Annotated in this window: 16 protein-coding genes; 2 read left to right on the forward strand and 14 right to left on the reverse strand. The window is 48.9% G+C overall.

All coding sequences use genetic code 11. The features are described from left to right. Nucleotides 1-2: 2 nt before the first annotated feature. A complete protein-coding gene (locus AC0TWI_RS03120) occupies nt 3-1,064 on the reverse strand; it encodes a dihydrodipicolinate synthase family protein (RefSeq protein ID WP_488124911.1) in 1,062 nt (353 codons plus the stop codon). Nucleotide 1,065: 1 nt separating this feature from the next. Continuing rightward, entirely contained in the window at nt 1,066-2,082 is a 1,017-nt protein-coding gene (locus tag AC0TWI_RS03125; RefSeq protein ID WP_488124876.1) for an NAD-dependent epimerase/dehydratase family protein, read from the reverse strand. Nucleotides 2,083-2,304: 222 nt separating this feature from the next. Here AC0TWI_RS03125 and AC0TWI_RS03130 point away from each other — a divergent pair, with 222 nt between their 5' ends. Further along, the gene (locus AC0TWI_RS03130; protein ID WP_488124877.1) at nt 2,305-3,657 is read left to right on the forward strand and encodes a GTP cyclohydrolase IIa; all 1,353 of its coding nucleotides are present in this window, start codon (nt 2,305-2,307) and stop codon (nt 3,655-3,657) included. A gap of 37 nt (nt 3,658-3,694) precedes the next feature. Here AC0TWI_RS03130 and AC0TWI_RS03135 read toward each other — a convergent pair whose 3' ends face one another. The 4 genes from AC0TWI_RS03135 to AC0TWI_RS03150 all read right to left on the reverse strand — a co-directional run bounded on the left by AC0TWI_RS03135 (nt 3,695) and on the right by AC0TWI_RS03150 (nt 7,763). Then, entirely contained in the window at nt 3,695-4,597 is a 903-nt protein-coding gene (locus tag AC0TWI_RS03135) for a Gfo/Idh/MocA family protein (protein WP_488124878.1), read from the reverse strand. A 20-nt stretch (nt 4,598-4,617) separates the two neighbouring features. Continuing rightward, entirely contained in the window at nt 4,618-5,424 is an 807-nt protein-coding gene (locus AC0TWI_RS03140; RefSeq protein ID WP_488124879.1) for a carbohydrate ABC transporter permease, read from the reverse strand. A 30-nt stretch (nt 5,425-5,454) separates the two neighbouring features. Further along, on the reverse strand, nt 5,455-6,366 hold the full coding sequence (locus AC0TWI_RS03145; RefSeq protein WP_488124912.1) for a carbohydrate ABC transporter permease: 912 nt from the start codon (nt 6,364-6,366) through the stop codon (nt 5,455-5,457). A 113-nt stretch (nt 6,367-6,479) separates the two neighbouring features. Continuing rightward, on the reverse strand, nt 6,480-7,763 hold the full coding sequence (locus AC0TWI_RS03150) for a sugar ABC transporter substrate-binding protein (RefSeq protein ID WP_488124880.1): 1,284 nt from the start codon (nt 7,761-7,763) through the stop codon (nt 6,480-6,482). 435 nt (nt 7,764-8,198) lie between these two features. Here AC0TWI_RS03150 and AC0TWI_RS03155 point away from each other — a divergent pair, with 435 nt between their 5' ends. Beyond that, nucleotides 8,199-8,837: a YesL family protein gene (locus AC0TWI_RS03155; protein ID WP_488124881.1), complete on the forward strand. Its 639-nt coding sequence runs from the start codon at nt 8,199-8,201 to the stop codon at nt 8,835-8,837. A gap of 247 nt (nt 8,838-9,084) precedes the next feature. Here AC0TWI_RS03155 and AC0TWI_RS03160 read toward each other — a convergent pair whose 3' ends face one another. The 8 genes from AC0TWI_RS03160 to cotE form a co-directional block, all read right to left on the reverse strand. Next, nucleotides 9,085-10,677, reverse strand: a complete 1,593-nt coding sequence (locus AC0TWI_RS03160) for an FAD-dependent oxidoreductase (RefSeq protein WP_488124882.1) — start codon at nt 10,675-10,677, stop codon at nt 9,085-9,087. After that, the gene (locus AC0TWI_RS03165; protein WP_488124883.1) at nt 10,674-12,230 is read right to left on the reverse strand and encodes a beta-N-acetylhexosaminidase family protein; all 1,557 of its coding nucleotides are present in this window, start codon (nt 12,228-12,230) and stop codon (nt 10,674-10,676) included. The genes AC0TWI_RS03160 and AC0TWI_RS03165 overlap by 4 nt, the downstream gene beginning before the upstream one ends. A 167-nt stretch (nt 12,231-12,397) precedes the next feature. After that, nucleotides 12,398-12,628, reverse strand: coding sequence for an RNA chaperone Hfq (gene hfq, locus AC0TWI_RS03170; RefSeq protein WP_488124884.1), 231 nt, complete (start codon nt 12,626-12,628; stop codon nt 12,398-12,400). A gap of 40 nt (nt 12,629-12,668) precedes the next feature. Then, a complete protein-coding gene (gene miaA, locus AC0TWI_RS03175) occupies nt 12,669-13,607 on the reverse strand; it encodes a tRNA (adenosine(37)-N6)-dimethylallyltransferase MiaA (RefSeq protein WP_488124885.1) in 939 nt (312 codons plus the stop codon). A 97-nt stretch (nt 13,608-13,704) separates the two neighbouring features. Then, the gene (locus tag AC0TWI_RS03180; RefSeq protein ID WP_488124886.1) at nt 13,705-13,959 is read right to left on the reverse strand and encodes a hypothetical protein; all 255 of its coding nucleotides are present in this window, start codon (nt 13,957-13,959) and stop codon (nt 13,705-13,707) included. 136 nt (nt 13,960-14,095) lie between these two features. Further along, entirely contained in the window at nt 14,096-15,955 is a 1,860-nt protein-coding gene (gene mutL / locus AC0TWI_RS03185) for a DNA mismatch repair endonuclease MutL (RefSeq protein WP_488124887.1), read from the reverse strand. Nucleotides 15,956-15,968: 13 nt separating this feature from the next. Further along, nucleotides 15,969-18,566 (reverse strand): DNA mismatch repair protein MutS, encoded by a 2,598-nt coding sequence (gene mutS, locus AC0TWI_RS03190; protein WP_488124888.1) that lies wholly within the window; start codon nt 18,564-18,566, stop codon nt 15,969-15,971. 137 nt (nt 18,567-18,703) lie between these two features. Next, the gene (gene cotE, locus AC0TWI_RS03195; protein ID WP_488124889.1) at nt 18,704-19,258 is read right to left on the reverse strand and encodes an outer spore coat protein CotE; all 555 of its coding nucleotides are present in this window, start codon (nt 19,256-19,258) and stop codon (nt 18,704-18,706) included. Nucleotides 19,259-19,325 lie beyond the last annotated feature (67 nt).

Consider the following 19,325-nt stretch of genomic DNA (forward strand, 5'->3'; position numbering starts at 1 on the left):
TTTCAGCTCCGGACCGGCAGCCATGATGCCAATCGTTCCTTCACAAACTGATCATCATTCAAATGCGGGTATTCGCGGTATACCCGGTCAATTTCCTCAAGCTGGCCGGGGCTAAGTCTTTCTTTGTCGAGCAGGCACCAGCGCCCTTGCAGCAGCCCTTGTCTGGCGAGCACTTCATTGATGCCGGCGATCGAGCCTTTAAAACCGTTAGCAGGATCAAAGAACGCTGCATTCGCATCTGTAATCTCCTGGCCGAGCGTCAAAAGCTCCGCAGGGATGGATTCTCCTGCCCTTGCCTGTTTTACCTGCTCAAAAATCTCAACTGCTTTCTTCGTCCACACCGACCAATGGCCGAGCAGTCCTCCGGCAATCTTTTTTTCCACCGTGCGCCCGCCTGCATGGATTTTGTACGTCGTCAGCAGGTCATTGACAATATTGTCGTCATTCCCCGTATAAAGGGCGATTTCTTCATGCCGGTCTGAATGACAGACAGCTCTTACAACATCGAGCGTACCGTACCGGTCAAAGGGAGCAATTTTAATCGCATGCACATTGGGTATACTTGCAAACTCCTTCCAAAAAGAATAAGAGAAAACACGGCCGCCGACTGCCGGCTGAAGATAAAAGCCGAATACCGGAATCACATCCGCAACTTTCCGTGCCCGCTCCAATACTTCTTCTTCATTGAGATCGTCTAATCCTCCCATACTGAGCAATCCAAGGTCATAACCGACTTTTTTACTAAAGCGCGCTTCTTCAAGCGCCTGCTCGGTACTGCCGCTGATGCCCGCCACCTTGATGAACGAATCAGATACGCCAGCCCTTTGAATTTCCTCCATCGCCAGCTCAAGCACTCTTTCAAACAGTCCGAACTGCGGGTCGCGGATTTCAAATTGGGTCGTGTGCACGCCGACGGCTACGCCGCCTGCCCCAGCCTCGATATAATACCTTGTGAGTGCCCGCTGCCCGGCTTCGTCAAGCTCGCGATTTTCTGAAAGCGCGAGCGGATGAGCCGGGATAAACACTCCATCAAGAAGTTTCTGTTTCAAATTTGCACTCAGCATGTTAAAACGCTCCTTCCCGCTGTTGGAAATGGGTCGGCTTGTTAATCGTTTCTCCATCCTGCGCCACCCAGCCGGCAATCAAGTCGATCATTTCCTGGACAGACACTTTCGGGTAGCCAAACAGCTTATGCGCGTTTGACGCGTTATTCAACAATGCCTGATCACTTTCCTCGTTGATGAAGATTGGCTGTTTCCCGAGTCTTTCGGCAAATTCCTCAGCCACCCAGCGGACAGACAATGTTTCCGGCCCAGTAACATTTAAGATTTTAGGCGGTGAATCGGTGTGAAGCAAGGACCTGAGTGCATACTCGTTTGCATCCCCTTGCCAGATCACGTTCACATTGCCCATTGTCAAATCGATTTCCCTCTCTTCATAAACCTGCTTGGCTATTTCCAGCAATACGCCGTAACGGAGGTCAATTGCGTAGTTGAGTCGATAAATCAGCATTGGTGTTCCGTTTTTGTGCGAGAAATAGGTTAGCACTCTTTCCCGTCCAAGACAGGACTGGGCATACTCTCCAATCGGCCCAACAGGATACTCCTCCGAGCAGCCGTTCGTCGCGAGATTGACAAGAGGATAGACATTCCCGGTCGAAAAGGCGACCATTCGGGAATCCTTGAACTTCTCCGCCAGTCTCCCTGGCAAGTAAGCGTTCATCGCCCACGTAAAATGTTCATTGCCGACCGTACCGAACTTATTTCCAGCCATGTAAATAATGTTTTCGACTTCAGGCAGCCGCTGAAGCTCCTCCTCATTAAGAAGGTCTGCCGCAATTGTTTCGACTCCCGCCGCTTCCAGCTCCTCCCGTAATGTACCGGAGGAGAACCGGGAAACACCAATCACCCGTTTTTCAACCCCTGCCTCATCAATCGCCCGTTTTGCCAGCTTGGCAAGCGTCGGGCCCATTTTTCCGCCGACTCCCAATATTAAAATGTCGCCGTCAATGGTCTGCATGTCTTTTACTAAGTCAGCTGAAGGCTTTGTCATAAACTCTTCCAGTTCTGCAATCGTTTTCATTTCATCTCTCCTATTCACCGCAGTGCAACTCTAACACTGCGCTCAATTGTTTGATTCGTCATAATTGTATGGACAAATTGATTAAAAGACAAGTCCATTAATTGTCTTTTAATCCACTGTAAAGGAATGAATGTTTTGACATTTTTTTCATCTCCGATTATGATAGAAGCAATCTTCAATAGAGACATGTCTTTTCACTGTCTAAAAAGGGGGAATTCAATTATGTCTGATCACACCGCTGGGGAGCGCCAGGAAATTACAATCGGCATTATCGGATCTGAAGCGCTTCACAGTCAGACGAAGGAAGTTTTGAAAACGTTCCCAAACTTCCGTCCGCTCTTCCGTACTGTCGGAACAGACAACGGAGCTGCAGAAGTTGCCGCTTCACTTATGAATGAAGTCGATGTCCTGTTATTCACCGAATATCACTCCTACTATACGGCGAAGCAGGCTCTCGATTTTCGTGTTCCCGTCCATCATGTGCCGTTGATGGGCACTGGCCTGTACCGTTCTCTTTTTCTATTGAAAAATCGTTCTAGGTTGGAGAAGCTGTCTGTTGATACGATCGACCCGACTTACGTCGAACAGATTTTACATGAATTCGGCGAGAGCGGGAATGAGCTGAAGTTGTATAAAAAACCGGCGAAGGAGTTCTCTGTCGACGACATCACCGCCTTTCATATCCGCAACCATAAGGAGGATCGCTCGGTGATCCTAACCGGCATCCAGCAGGTCGCTCAAAAGCTGGATGAGCTCAACATCCCCAATCAATGGGCCACGCCGACGAACCAGGACATGATCGTCTCGCTTGAACGGGCTCTTCTTGCGACAGAAACAAGAAGGAATAAAGAGTCCCAGATCGTCTTTGGCCTCGTCGACATCGACAACTTCCGCCAGGTAGCTGAAACATACACGTCCGAGCATGATGTCCAGCTTTTAAAACTGAAAGTGCAAGAAATGTTGCTTGATTATGTGAAACAGCTGGACGGCCACCTGATTTTGCTCGGAAATGAGTATCTGTTCATCACAACACGTGGGATCTTCGAGCGCGAAACACGCGGCTATAAATTCCTCCCGCTTTTGCGCGAAACGAAAAACGAAGCAGGTGTCACGTTGAGTGTCGGCGTCGGTTTTGGACGGACAGCGGCAGAAGCAGGAAGCCATGCGAGGCTCGCACTCAGGCAATCGAAAGGGCTCGGCGGCAATGTCTGTTATATCGTCAGGGAAGACCGGAGCGTGCTCGGGCCCGTTGACATGACGACCGACACCCAGTATGAGCGCTATGAATTGGCAATCACGGATGCCGACCTGCTCGACAAGGCAGAAAAGGCGGGCATGTCCGCCGCTTATATGACGAAGTTGATGGCCCGTGTTGCCCGCCATAAGAAATTTGATTATACTGCCCAGGAACTTGCCTCCACGCTCAACATCACCATCCGCAGCACCCACCGGATTCTGCTCAAATGGATGGATGCCGAGCTCGTTGACATCATCGGCGAAGAGAAGGTGACACATAAAGGCCGGCCACGCCGGATATACCGGCTTTCTTTCATTCATGACGAATACGCAAAATAAAGGATCGCCCCCTGACCATATGGTTGGGGGGGTCTTTTTATAACCTGACTTCTTTCCCTGTCTCCCTGCTTTCGTTCGCTGCTTCAATAAACCGAATGATTTCGATTGTTTCCTGAAGGGGCACGCGTGTCTTCCCGTCCCGTAAAAATCCAATGACTTCCTTCAGCAAGTCAGCATAAAAGGGCCTGTCCTCCTCCCTGACCGCGTAGAATTCAGCCCCTTCCGCCCGATGGATCACCGTTCCAAACGTTCCGGAGCCCTTTTTTTTCCCCCGCAAAGTACCAATCCGGCCATCCTTCCAAATGGCTGTAACAACCTCAGCATGACCGGCGGATGCAGCGCGCACCCGTTCCACTCCCATACCCATGGCGGCAAAAAGCATTTCAGCTGTATGAATGCCATACCAAAAAAGCCCCGGCTGTGTCGGCACGAATTCAATCGGACCAAAACAATCGGCGCCCATAATCTCGGCAGAAGGGCCATCGCCCAGTGCTCTTTGCATGCAAGCGGAAAAGCGCAGGGCGGATGAGCTCATAACCGGTGTATCCCATTTGGTTGAGAGCTCCGCAATCATGACAGCCTCCTTCGACCGGATAGCGAACGGCTTATCAATAAAGACGGGTTTACGATAGGCAGCGATATCTTCAAATTGGCTGAGATGGAGCCGGCCGTCAGCTGAAAGGAGCAAGACGGCGTCGGCCTCCTCAGCAACTTCGCGCGGACTACCGGCCATCTCCACGCCGTATTCCTCCTTGAGCCTCTCCGTGAACCCTCCGACCCTTGACGCACTCAGTTCAAAATCCGGGGAACCACCGGGAAAAGCGATGGTTACAGAGCCTCCCGGTACATAAAACGGTGCTTCCCGGTTGTTCAGCAATTCGGTGAATGCCGGAGCATGCGATGTATCTAGCCCAATAATCCCGATTTTCATTTCGTCCATCTTTTCACGCCTTTCTCTTTTTATTTCAGCCCGGACAACTGAATACCCTCTGTGAAATAGCGCTGGAAGAACAGGAATATCAAAAAGGTCGGGATAAAAGACAGTGTCGAACCCGCCATCTCGATTCCAAAATTCCCTTCCTTCCCGATCAGTGTTGCAAGTCCGACCGTGACAGGGAACATGCTTTCCTTCGTCATGAAGATGAGCGGCTGGAACAGATCATTCCAGTTGGAAATGAAAGAGAACGTTCCAACCGTTGCGATGACCGGCACAGACAGCGGCAAGATGACCTTCATGAAAATCTGGATATCGTTTGCCCCGTCCATATAGGCAGCTTCCTCCAAATCATTCGGAATGCTTTGTAAAAACTGACGAACGAGAAAGACACCCATGATTCCCCACAGCTCCGGCATAATCAATGCCCAATACGTATTGATCCAGCCGAAATCGGCGAACATGATGTATTTCGGTATAATCAAAAGCTGCTGCGGGATCATGATAACGCCCATGAACAACCAGAAAATAAGCTCTCTTCCCGGAAATTTCTTTTTCGCAAAAATATAACCGAGCACCGCGCAAAAGAACATCTGGCTGGCCACTGGGATGATCGTAATGACCACCGAGTTCATGATCCACTTAAGGAATATGCCATCATTGAAAATATAGAGATAGTTTATCAATGTCGGATTGTCCGGAATCCAAAACAAAGGGTCGAGCAAGGCGTATTGCATTTGCTTCAGTGAGCCGAGCACCATGATGATGAACGGCAATAAAAACACGAGTGCCAATATAAGTATCGTCGTATAAGAAACTATTTTTTTTACCATCATTCCATCTCCCTTATCATCCCTGCCAGTTTAATAGAGTGACGCATCTTGTCCGAGGTATTTTCGCTGTATGAGGGAAATAATGAGAATAATAAAGAACAATACATAGGAAAGAACAGATGCATAGCTCAAATTCAGTGACGTAAATCCCTGCTCGTATAAATAGTACACAATCGTCGTCGTCGAATAGTTCGGTCCGCCACCTGTCAGCAGGTAGGCCGAATCAAAAATCTGGAACGAACCGATTGTCGTCACAATTGCCACGTAGAAATGGATCGGCTTCAAAAGCGGGAAGGTGATCGTCCAGAAAATCCGCTGCTTCGAAGCACCGTCGATTTTAGCTGCTTCATACAACTGCTTTGGTATGGATTGCAGCCCGGCGAAATAATAAATCATTGTGCTTCCTGCTACTTTGAAAATACTAAGCCCGGCAAGTACCATTAATGCCTGACTAGAATTTGACAGGAAAAGCTGCGGTGCGATACCGATTTTGCTGATGATTGAGTTAATGAATCCCGACTCGGTTCCCCGGAAAAGCCAGCCCCATATCCCAGCAATGATAACAAAGGAGGTGACGACCGGGAGGAAAAAGATCCCCTTGAAAAAGTTGGCGAACCTTACGCCCGAATTGATAATGAGTGCCAGGATCAGGCCGAGCGTCATCGTTGGAACGATGTAATAGATCGAGAAGAGAACGGTATTCCAGATTGATTTCCAGGCGAGGTTGTCGCTGAACAACGCCTTCCAATGCTTCAGTCCGACAAATTCCGGTGACCCGATAATTTTCCAGTCCATGAAAGTGAGAACAAAGCTGAAGGCGAATGGGAACACTTGGAAAATCAGAAAGTGGAGCAAAGCCGGTATGAGGAAAATATAAACCATTCCATTTTTGTCCCATTGCTTTTTCATCCTCGCCTTGAACGTCGGCTTATTTCTTTGCATGAGTTGTACGTTTTCTTGGATTTCCAGCTTCATCACCTTATTTCATATGTAAGTTAGGAACAGGGAATCCGGCAAATACCGGCCTGGTCCCTGTTCCCTCATGTGCATGCCCGTTACTTTTTCAGTTCTGCCTCGACTGCTTCAGCAGCTGCATCTGCTGCTTCCTGAGGCGTTTTTTTGCCTTCCATCATCGTTTGTATTTCAGCTTGGATTTTCGGCATAATTGTCCGTCCAGCTGGATGGATGACGCCCGGAAGTGCATATTGCGTGTAGCCTGCTAGCTGGCTCAAGTATTCGTCCCCGTCAAAAATATCTTTTGCAGATTCTCTTGTTGGGATGTACTTAGTGAGTGTGTTAAATTTGCGCTGGTTTTCTGCATTTGTCATAAACTTGATAAACTCGGCTGCAGTCGCCGGATTTTCCGTGCTCGTCGGGACAACAAACATGCCTGTCGTTCCATAAGTAACCTGCTCTTTATTTTTCAATGGAGGTGCAATAACGAAATTGTCCATCCCTTTCGCCAAATTATTGCTGAGAGAAATGCCGCTTCCGATTACAGCCATGATTTTTCCGCTGTCCCAAAGGGCATCATGCTCCATCGCTGTGATGGAATCCTCTGGAATCCATCCTTTTTCATACATTTCGTTAATCAATTCAAAGGCTTCGACTGCCTCCGGCTTGTTGATCATCACTTCATTGTTTTCCGTGACAACCTGGCCGCCAGCCTGCCACACATAAGGATACAATGTGGAGTTCAATGAGCCGCCGCCCTGGTAGCTCGTAGCATAGTAGCCTTTATCCTTCGCTTTTTTCGCCCACTCCTTGAACTCATCCCAAGTCGCAGGAAGTTTTTCCGGATCTTCGCCGATCTCCTTCACGATGTCCGTATTGTAGAAGAGTGTATAGGCTTCCTGCAATATCGGCAGGCCGTATGTTTTGCCCTTCCAAGTTGTCGATACAAGCGCCGTATCGACGAAGTCATCCATGTCTAGATCTTTCAAATATGGGTCAAGCTCGACAAGCATCCCCTCATCCGCATATTGGGGCATCTGGTCAGGAATCGCATAAAAAACATCTGGTCCATTATTGGCTACAAGGGCCGTCAAAATCTTCTGGTCTCTGTTTGCCCAAGGAATCTGCTCGAAATTGACCTTCACATCATGCTCGCTTTCAAAAGCGGAGATGATTTCCTGCCACATTTTCTTTTCCCCGTCTCCTTCACCTGTGAAAGGATGGGCCCAGACAGTAATTTCTCCTCCGATCTTTTCACCTGAATCGCCTCCAGAACTTTCCTTGCCTCCGGACTTATCCGGAGTGCCTGCGTCTTTCGAGCTGCAAGCCGCCATGAAAATCCCTAGCATCAGCATCAGAACGACCAAACCTAATCTCTTTAACATTTTCCCCTCTCCATCCCTTCTATCATGCTTTTTTGTTTGTTGCCTGTCGATCAGCCAGTCGATTGAAACCGCATACAAAGTTTTTGAAAGCTGTAAGAACAGTTTTGCTGATACGGCATTAATCGAGACCGGGCTTTTTCAACAACTTTCTAAATATTCTTCAACTAGGTCTTATTTTATGAGTTTTCCTCTAAAGAGACAAGTCTCTTAAATGTCTTTAATATCCTGTATTTTACCATTGCACTTTCAGCGTGCTTCTCTCCTTGCCAAACTGAGCTATTTGAGATAAACCGTACTGCAGATAATTCGATCTGATAAGACTTTTTTCATCCATAAAAGACATATATCCCAAAAAAATTCAAAACAATGAAAGAGTTCATTTGCCAAAAGTTGTATTCTTGGCGTATATTCTATGTAGCAAAGGAGTGAAGGAATATGAGCGGGTGGGACCGATTTAACCAGATAGCAAATTGGATGGTGAGGATTGCCTTTCTCAATTTTTTATGGATTCTATTCACCGTCATTGGGCTTGGCGTCTTCGGCCTTTTTCCATCAACGGCTGCCATGTTTGCCGTCACCCGAAAATGGCTCGTGAAAAAAGAAACTGATTTTTCGATGGTTCAAGTGTTTTGGGAACAGTTCCGCAAGGGATTTTTCACCCTCAACGGTTTTGCGCTGTTGTTTGCGCTTGTCGGCTATCTGCTATACTATGATTTTACTTTTATTCAAATGAACAGCGGGAAGCTTCCCTTTATGATCCCGGTGTTGCTCTTCATTCTTTTATCCTATATTTTGGCGCTCCTGTTTTTCTTTCCGGTTTTTGTCCATTTCGAGATGAAATTTTTTCAGTATCTCAAGCAAGTATGGCTGATTGCGATCAATTCGCCGGTGGAAGCACTGTTGATGATTGTCTCCGCCGTGCTACTATACTTTTTCATCTCATTCCTGCCAGGTACAATCCCGCTTTTTTCGGGCAGCGGGATGGCGCTCTTAATGACATGGATCAGCTCAAAGGCGTTTGCCCGGATTGAACGCAAACAGACAGCCCGAAGCACAATCAGTGTACAAAAATAATGCAGGAGAAGAAGAACGTTACGTTACTTCTCCTGCTTTTTCTTTACCCAGCCGCTCTTGTGATGGCTCTTGCAGAAGAGCTCGCATAGCTTGAGGATTGACACCGGAAGTTTCATATTTTTGTTTTCTTCCGGTGTCATAGCAGAAAGATTCCTTAAAGAATAAAAAACCGCATAGTGTAAAAATGAGGGCAGGGCAGAAAATCAGTGTAAACTGACTTTCTGCCCTGCCCCTCTAAAATACTGTATCAAACCTTGCCGAACGTTTCCTTCATCCTTTCGATCGGATCATCTTCGATTGCGTCATCCCATTCCAGCACTTGGCCGGCCTTCACCAGTTCGGCACGAAGCAGTTCATACGGCACCTGCTGGATCGAAGTGCCGCGCTTGGCCGCAAGAGCAGCTGCGGCTCCTGCTGATTGGCCGATAATCATGAAGACAGGCTCCATTCGCAGTGAACCATAGGCAATATGGGAGCTGGACAGGCAGACCGGAACCGCCAGATTCCGGCATTCTGTTTCTTTTGGCCGGATTGACCGATATGAAATCGGGTACGGAGAAATGGGAATTTGCACGTCGCCTTCGTTGACGACCTTTCCGTCGAGCAAAACGCGGCGGCAGTGATGGGAGTCCATCTGATAGGAAGCGAGTCCGATCGAATCGCGAATGACCGATGTGCCGAGGCAGTTATGGTCCGTCATCACATAGTCCGCTTTCATCCGCCTGCTTTCTCGGATATACAGCTGTGACGGCCAGTGATCCGTTTCGGGAAATTCATCTTTCGCGAGTCCCCATTCGGACACTTCTTCCCGCACCGGTTCCGGTACACGCTGATCGTTGGCTAAAAAATAAAGGAGACCCATCGTATAATTCACATGGTCTTGAAAGATTTTTTCCCTCTCCTCATAGCTGCCATCCGGCCAGCCGTCGTTCATGCCGATATTGTCGGTAGAAAATCCCCCGAAATTGTTCAGGTCCGATTTCCCGTTTGGCAGCATCGTGTGCAGGTTCATGGCATCCCAAACACCCGACTCGATATAGCGCAGCAGCAGCTCGAATCGGCTTGGATCATAATGCTTTGGCTTCGGCAGCGGCACCCGTATCGCAGGATTTTTCGTCAAACAAACGCGGAAGTTATACGCCTGCACACGTTTGTCGCCGTTGCCCTGTACCTCTTCTTCGCTTGAGACAGCTTCCGCTATCCCTGGGAGCAGTCCGCTTTCGCTATCGCCTTTGATCCTGTACGGGTCAACTTCCGTTTTGAAATTATGGTGAGGGTGTCCAAATTGGACGCCGTTATATGTTTCGCGGTAGACGGCATTCGCCTCGCGTCCGACGAAATAATTCACACCCGCTTTTGCCATCAAATCGCCCTCATAGCTGGCATCTACAAACATATCCCCTTCAAAAACATCTCCATTTTCCATTCGAATTCTCTTAATGATCCCTGCTTCTACGTCAACACTCTTTAAATACGCGCGGAAAAAGACAGGGATTCCATATTCATCGAGCCAATTGGAGAACACACGCTTGGCCACTTTCGGTTCAAACGTCCATTGTTCCTCTTTTCCATACACCGCGCCAATCCGCTCATAAAACTCCCTGGAAAGTCCCCCGATCGCCTCTTTTGCACCGAAGTCCGTCGCTCCGAGACCATTGGCGGTAATCCCCCCGAGATGATTACTGAACTCAGCAATCGCAACGCTTGCCCCCATCTTTACCGCCTGGATCGCTGCACAAATTCCAGCCGGCGTCGCGCCATAGACAATTACTGTTTTTTTGACAAACTGGCCGGATGTTTCTTTTGCGGGCCGGTAATAATAGAGATTTTCAAAACTCACTGGACTGCCCCCTTTTTCTCCCAGGATTTCCTCACGGTGTCTGCCGTTTCCTTTAGATGGTGAAGATAAGCAAAAAGCCAATCCTCCCCCTTGGCAGGCACGGCTGCTTTGTCTATGAATCTGCTTATTTCTTCAAGCAGGACGACGATATCCTCTCCTCCAATGGAACCATCATCTATCTTTCCGGTATCTACAATTCTCGCAGGAAAAAGATTTGTGTTCCAGCGCGTTTGGCGGGCAATTATCTTTTCCATTCCGAGGAACAGATTCAGCCAACCGCTATGGTAAACGGTTTCAAATTCACAGCATAGTTCTTCCCGGCTTCTTCCCCAACATGCCCCCGCATAGAAGTAGTTGTTCAGCTGATGGATTTTCCGCCAAGGATACTCTCTGGCCAGCTCCGATCCCGGTTCCCGTATGTGAAGCGGTACAATCAGATTGAGCAGACCGCGGGCACCGGTGTTCCTATAGTCCTGAACGTCTTGCAGGATCCGCTCAAACAGTGGCGGAAACAGTTCACTTAACATAAAATGATCGCTGTAATACTCAAGGACTGTCACTGAAGTCCGATATTTTTTCGCTTCGCTCACCCAGTCTTTTAGTGCCAAGGCCGCTCTTTTTTCGCCTTCCCTTCCGCCATCAATCCGTTCTGAATAATCCCGTCCCCAGTAGGCATACAGCACATCCAATTCGCTTGATGCCCGGCAGCCATTTCGCTCAAGCATATTCCAGGCAAGCCCTGCATTATAGACAATATGTTCAACTTCGATGGAGAGATTCTCCTCAAGCAGCCGTGTTTGCAGCCTTTCCATGAACGCGATGTACACAGGGAGGAAATCAGCATATTCCCGCTCGTTCACCCCGATATCCTCCGGCCAAAGGGAAATCCGCCTGATGACAGGCTCAGCCCTGCACTGATCGACAATCCTGCTGATCACCCTGTCCTGTAATTCGTAATTGCCAGAGAAGAATCGGACGCTCTCATTTGCTGCCTCTGCCCCGGCAGCCTCTTTCACAAGATAGCGGAGACTGTGGCCGCCAAGGGTCACGTTCACATCCCGGCGCAGCAGTTCGGCTTCGATCTCATTCTTGACCGAATCCCATAGGAAAAAGGTGAAGAAAAATTCGTTCAGCCCATTTTTCACCCCCCAATCGACAAGTTCCTTTATGTATCCCGGGTCGTTGATCGTCTCGATTATATTGCCGCGTCTTCTTAGAAGGGGTTCTTCAGAAATCCCCTCAGGCGGCAGCTGTTCTTTTTGTTCGACTGTTGTTTCCTCTCCAGCCGCGGGCCAGCGGAAACCATATATCCGTTCGCAAAACCGATAGACCCCATATAGAAGTGACCGAGGGTTTTTGCCGGTAATACGCACGGCTTCTTTTTCTTGAACGATGACAAACCCTTCGCCGTCTTCGTTGTCAACATCAAGCAATACCGCCCTTCCCGGAACCTCGGGAACAGCCCCATTTATAACTTCCGGCAATTGGCCCGCCTTCTTCAGCAGCCTTTCAAGCTCCTCAGCGGCAAACTTCACGGTTGCATGAGAGTTCAAATAGTATATTTTTTCGATTCGAATCACCCCTGACTGATTGTGAAAAGTATCCTTCACTATAACTATTAGTCGAGCAGAAACTAAAAGACAAGTCTTTAACTTGTCTTTAAAAGACCATACAAAAAACGCGCATGCTTGGCTGCGCGTTTTCTATCCCGGAGAAAGGATTACTGCTCTTCTTGATTGATGCTTACATTCCGCTGAGGAGCAAATGTCGAGATGGCATGCTTGAAGACAAGCTGCTGCTTCCCTTCAGATTCGAAAAGAACGGTGAAATTGTCAAAGCCTTTCACCTGTCCGCGAAGCTGAAATCCATTTAGCAAAAAGACAGTGACAGGGACACTCTCTTTGCGGAGTTGATTCAAAAACTGGTCCTGAATATTGATCGGTTGCTTCATTTAACGTCCTCCTCTATCTTCTCTATACTTATGTATTCGATTATAATCGCAGCTTTCCTGCTATATAATCAATTATTTCCGCAACTTTACTCCATTGTTCCCTTTCGGGGTTCAAATCAAACCAGGCAATGTCCATTTTATTGCGAAACCAGGTTAACTGCCGTTTTGCGTAATTGCGAGTATTCTTCTTCAGTTCCTCTACAGCTTCCTCATAGGTGAGCCGCCCTTCAAAATGAGCGAACCATTCCTTATAGCCGATCGCCTGAACAGATTGTACCCCGCGGAGGCCAGAATCAAAAAATTTCCTTGCCTCTTCTACCAGACCTGCTTCGATCATCATGTCGACCCGCCGGTTGATCCGCTCGTATAACAGCTCTCTATCCATTGTAAGGCCGACCAGTGCCGTATCATAGAGAAGTTCTGCCGTTTGCTTCTCTTGCTGCTCACTTACCGTCTTTCCGGTCAGATGGTACACTTCAAGCGCCCGGATGACCCTTCTTGTATTGTTCGGGTGGATATTCGCCGCACTCTTCGGGTCAATCTGTCTGAGCTGCTCATAAAGTTCCATCCCTTTTCCTTCTGAAGCCCTTTTTTCCATCTCCGCACGGAATGCCTCATCACCTGCTGCGGGGGAAAAATGGTAATCATAGAGGACAGACTGGATATAGAGGCCGGTGCCGCCGACGATAATGGGGACATTCCCGCGGTCCGTAATCTCACTGATTTTTTCACGGACGAGCGTTTGGAACTCGGCTGTTGAAAAAGGCTCATCCGGGTCTTTGATATCGATAAGATGATGGGGGATGCCTTCCATCTCGTCCCGGGTGATTTTCGCCGTTCCAATATCCATTCCTCGGTACACCTGCATCGAGTCGCCGCTGATGATCTCCCCGCCGAAGCGCTTTGCGACATCGATGCTCGTTTTCGTTTTCCCTGAAGCTGTCGGCCCGACGATCACGATGACCTTCTCTTTTTCCATACATTTCACTGCTTTCCATATCTGGTTACCCTAATTATAGCAAGAAGCCCGGGATAAACAAAACAAACGGCCGGTCTCAGGGACCGGCCGCAGATGTTTAATAGAAAAATATTCCCAGGCAAGTAAAAATGGTGACAAGGGCAAGACCGACATAGACCCATGTCAGCGATTTAATGTTCACTTTCAGCGATGTGGTCTCATATTCATTGGATCTTTTCAGCTCATTTTCGAGCGTATCCCCTTCAACTTCGTATTGCTTCAGTTTTTTGCTGATGTCTTTACCGATTAGCAGCGTCCCTACAAGTGCCGCGATCGCAGTGACAATCGCCGCAACGATAAGAAAAGTGTTCATCCCCTAACACTCCTATAAGAAAATAATATAATTCCCGATCATTGGAACGGTTACCAATTGAAAAACCGCTTCCCACCCCATTATACAAGATGACAGACAGCTCTCATCTTTCGAGTTGTGAAAAATTCAAGACTTCTTACATGATCCGCTTAAACATCTTCTCCATTTCCCTGACCGAATAATGAATGATGATCGGCCGTCCATGCGGGCAGGTGAACGGATCCTCTGCCTGCCGGAGATCATCGAGCAGCGATTGGATCTCATCATTGCGCAAATGGTGGTTCGCCTTGATGGAGGCTTTGCAGCTCATCATAATCGCAGCTTCTTCCCTCAGCTTTTTGATGTCGACCTTTTTCATCGAAAGCACCTGTTCGATCATCTCTTCAATGATCTCCTTCTCTTCACCCCGCGGAAACCACTGCGGATGGGAGCGGACAATAAAGCTGTTCGTGCCGAACTCCTCAAGGAACACGCCAACCTTTTTCAGCTCCTCTTCATGCTCGGTGATTTTTACCGCCTCATCAGTTGAAAACTCAAGTGTGATCGGAACGAGCAAATCCTGTACTTCCTGCCTGACATCGCCGACCTTCTCGCGGAAATACTCATATTTCAGCCGTTCCTGTGCAGCATGCTGGTCAATAATGTACAGCCCTTCCTCGTTTTGGGCGAATATATAGGTCCCGTGCATCTGCCCGATCGGATAGAGCCGGGGAACCCGCGCCTCACCTTCCCTTTCAGGTGAACGGGCCGTAATCTCTTCAGGAGCCGGCTCGTTCACTTCCTGCGGCAAAAAGAGATCAGGTACAGATGGAATGACAACTTTTTCGTTGCTGCTCTCTGCCTCATATAGCTTACGCATCTCTTCCGCCGGGAGCAGCGGTTCCTTTTCAAACAGCGTAAAACTCTTTTTCGGCTTCCGCTCTTCCGTCCGCTCATGAAGGGGAAGCGCGGTCTGTTCGGACACGGGAGCAGGCTTTTTCACGACCGCAGACTGCCCGTCTGGAATAAGACGCTGCTTGCGGAATGCGTTTTTGATTGTTTCCGCAATCAGTTCATACAGCTCCTGCTCTTTGCTGAGCCGAACTTCCATTTTCGCCGGATGGACGTTTACATCGACAAGGATCGGGTCAAGCGAAATGGACAAAAGGGCGACAGGGTATCGGCCAATTGGCAAAAGTGTATGATAACCTTCCTGCACGGCCTTGGCGATGGCAAAATTTTTGATGAAGCGCCCGTTCACCATCGTTGACAAATAATTGCGGGAAGCCCGGTTCACTTCCGGCAGGGCGATATAGCCGCTCACCGAAAAATCAAGCGATTCCGCTTCAATTTTTACCATCTTTTTGGCGATTGCCACTCCGTAAATCGAGGCAAGGACTTGCAGCACCTCACCATTCCCGTTCGTCTGCATAAGCTGGCGCCCGTCATGGCGAAGACGGAAAGAAATCTCCGGATGGGAGAGGGCAAGGCGGTTGATGATGTCCGTAATATGGCCCATTTCAGTTTGCAGCGACTTGATGTATTTCAGCCGTGCCGGCGTATTGTAAAAAAGGTTCGTGACAAGGATGTCCGTTCCCCGGCGGCTGCCAGCCATTTTTTCGCTGATCAGCTTTCCGCCTTCCAAATAAGCTTCCGTTCCCGGTTCCCCTTCTCTTGCGGTTGTGATTTTTAGATGGGAAACAGAGGCGATGCTCGGAAGCGCCTCGCCGCGAAAGCCGAGCGTGCGGATTCTGAACAGATCATTCTCGTCTTTAATTTTGCTCGTCGCATGGCGCTTGAAGGCAGCCGTTACATCTTCCGGCCCGATCCCTTTTCCATTATCGAGCACCCGGATGCTGCCGAGTCCTGCTTCCTCGATATCAATCTCGATTACTGTACTTCCAGCGTCAATGGCGTTTTCCGCCAGCTCTTTCACGACCGAAGAGGGCCGCTCGACAACTTCGCCGGCGGCAATTTTATTGGAAAGGGCGTCATCCAGTTCGATAATTTCGCGCAACCTCTCCGCCTCCTTATTTCTTCAGTTTCTTCTTCAACTCATACAATGCATTAAGCGCTTGGAGCGGGTTCATTTCCAGCACATTCATCTCGCTGAGTTCCTCGATCACCCGTTGTTCCTTTGCCGGCAGTTTCTTTTTTTCCGGCCCTGCTTCTGTGAAGAAAGACAATTGCTCTGCCGCTTCTTCAACAGTTGCTGCCGTTTCCTTAACAGGTGCTGCCGTTTCTGCCGATTTTTCTTTTTCAAAATCCGCCAGCAGCTCTTCTGCCCGCGCAATCAGGTCATGCGGCAGCTCTGCAAGCTCGGCGACATGGATACCGTAGCTCTTGTCTGCAGGACCCGGCTTGACCTTATGCAAAAAGACTAGCCGTCCATTTTGTTCAGCAGCACTTACGTGGACGTTTTCCAGCATGGATAGTTCCTCTGAGAGCACCGTCAATTCGTGATAGTGAGTCGAAAACAGCGTTTTTGCGCCGATCCGGTCATGAATGAACTCGATCATCGCCTGGGCGAGTGCCATCCCGTCGTATGTCGACGTACCCCGTCCGATTTCATCGAATAAAATCAGGCTGTTTTTCGTCGCATTGACGATGGCGTTTCTCGCTTCAAGCATCTCGACCATAAAGGTACTCTGGCCCGAAATCAGATCATCGGCCGCTCCAATCCGCGTGAAGATCTGGTCAAAAATTGGCAGCTCTGCTTCACTTGCCGGCACGAAGCAGCCGATCTGCGCCATGACGGCTGTTAGAGCAATCTGGCGCATATAGGTGCTTTTTCCCGACATGTTCGGACCCGTTATGAGCAGCATTTCCGTTTTTTCATCAAGGCGGCAGTCATTGGGCACATATTCTTGGGATCCCATCACTTTTTCAACAACAGGATGCCGACCGTCCGTGATTTTCACGATCCGGCCCGGACTAAGATCCGGCTTCGAATAATGGCGTTCCTCGCTGACTGTAGCAAACCCCTGGTATACGTCAAGCTCGCTGATGATCTGGGCTGTATTTTGCAGCCTCGGGATAAAGCTCTTGACCGTTTCGCGAATTTCCAAGAAAAGCGCATATTCCAGCTCGGTGCTCTTCTCTTCCGCCTCGAGGATGAGCGCCTCCTTTTCCTTCAGCTCAGGGGTGATGAAGCGTTCCGCGTTCGCCAGCGTCTGCTTCCGTTCGTAACGATCCGGATCGAGCAGCGGCACATTCGCTCTTGTCACTTCGATATAATAGCCGAACACACGGTTGTAGCCGATTTTCAGCGATTTGATTCCGGTCGCTTCCTTTTCCTTCCGTTCAAGCTCGGCTATCCAAGTTTTACCGTTCCGGCTTGCATCCCGGTATGTATCCAGCTCCGCATGATAGCCGTCTTTGATAATGCCGCCCTCTTTCAGTGAAATCGGAGGACTTTCGACGATTGCCCGCTCCAGCAGGTCACAAAGCTCATTGCACGGATCAAGCCTGTCAGCAAGCTTGCTGATGGCCGGATCTGAAAGCTCCGCCAGCAGGTCGCGGATAGATGGTATCTGCATGAGCGATCGTTTCAGCTGCATGAAATCACGGGCATTCGCATTGCCGAATGCAACCCGGCCCGCAAGCCTTTCCAGATCATATACGCCTTTCAGCAGATCCCTGAGTTCCTGCCGCTCAATGAACCGGTCTTTTAGAACACCGACAAAATGAAGCCGCTCATCAATCGCCGCTTTTTCAATCAGCGGTCTGTCGATCCACTGCTTGAGCTTGCGAGCACCCATCGCTGTAGACGTTTCATCCAACAGCCAAAGGAGTGTTCCTTTCCGGCCCTTGCCGCGCAGAGACTCCGTCAGTTCAAGATTCCGCTTCGAATAATAATCCATTTTCATATAGTGATCGACTGTATAAGACTGGAACGGCTGCAGATGCTCTAAGCTCCGCTTTTGCGTCCGTTTCAAGTAATGGAGCAGCCGATAAGCCGATGCCGTCAGCTCCTCACAGGAAAGCGAAGCGCAATTTTCGGCGAACTCCTCAATCTCTTTTACTTCGTCTTCGATCGAAATGACAGCGGAAGTCCGCTCTTTGATCCGTTTTTTCCACTCAGGATTGAAATCCCCAGGAACGATGATCTCTTTTGTCTCAATCAGCGAAAGCTCATTCAGAAGCAAGTCGATTGTCCCGCCAAGCAAAGCAGCCCGGTTTTCACCTGTTGTAAGATCGGTATAGGCAAGACTGAAGGAAGCACTGCTAAATGATGTGACCGCGGTAATATAGTTGTTCTCTTTCTCCGCAAGTCCTCGGCCTTCCATCAGTGTTCCCGGCGTGATCAGCTGGACGACTTCACGCTTAACGACCCCTTTCGCTTGCCGCGGATCTTCCGTCTGTTCGCAAATCGCCACTTTGTATCCTTTTTCTATCAATCTTTCAATATACCCGGAAGCTGAGTGGTAGGGGACGCCGCACATCGGAATTTTCTCCTTCGCTCCCCCATCACGGCTCGTCAGCGTAATCTCCAATTCCTGCGATGCCTTCAACGCATCCTCGAAGAACATTTCATAAAAATCACCAAGCCGGAAAAACAAGAACGCATCTTCGTATTCGGCTTTTATTCTCATATATTGCTGCATCATCGGCGTGTAAGACTGCATATGTACCAAAATCCTTTCCGTTCCCAAAACTCATCTTTTCCTAGTATAACACAGATGCCCCTCCCCCTTCTTGGCAAACATTCCTCCCTAAAGGAGACAATAAAAAAAGGGGGATCCGCATCCCCGCTCTTTTTCTGCTATTTTTCCTTATTTAGAAAGTCCGGGTCGATTTTCTCGAATTCTGCGTCTTCAAGTCCTGCATGATGCTCATCACTGCTGCTGCTTTCATCGTCATCAGAGCAGTGCCCATGATGGACAGCGACACATACTTTCGTCTCCCCGATCACTTCTACCTTAAAGCCTCTTTCTGTATTAACGACAATTTTATTGCCTTTCTTCGCAATCGATGCTTCGACGCAATTCGGCTGCTGTGTTGTTCTTGCTGAGACCATCCGGTCGTCGAGGCAGTCTGGATCCCGGTATTTCAGGTTGATGACATCTTTGTACTCAACTTTTTCTGTCGCGACAGATGTTTTCGTATTGTCATGGTGGGAATACCAGACGTTGACGTCAAAACTGCCGTGGATTTCCACCGTTTTCCCGACTTTTCTCGCCTCATACTTATGATTGATGATCCAGCAGCCTAATATGCTCGAAGGATGGTGCTGCGGGCTGATGGAATAGTTCGCTTGCGTATGCTTGCGTCCCTTCGCCACGACCGCTTTCGTTATAATCTCTCTATATTCTGCCATTCGAGCGAAACCTCCTCCTTCATTTTCCCTTCATCGTATGCGGGGCAATAGACTAGTGTGCTTATAC

The organism is Lederbergia sp. B243.17, assembly GCF_057657925.1.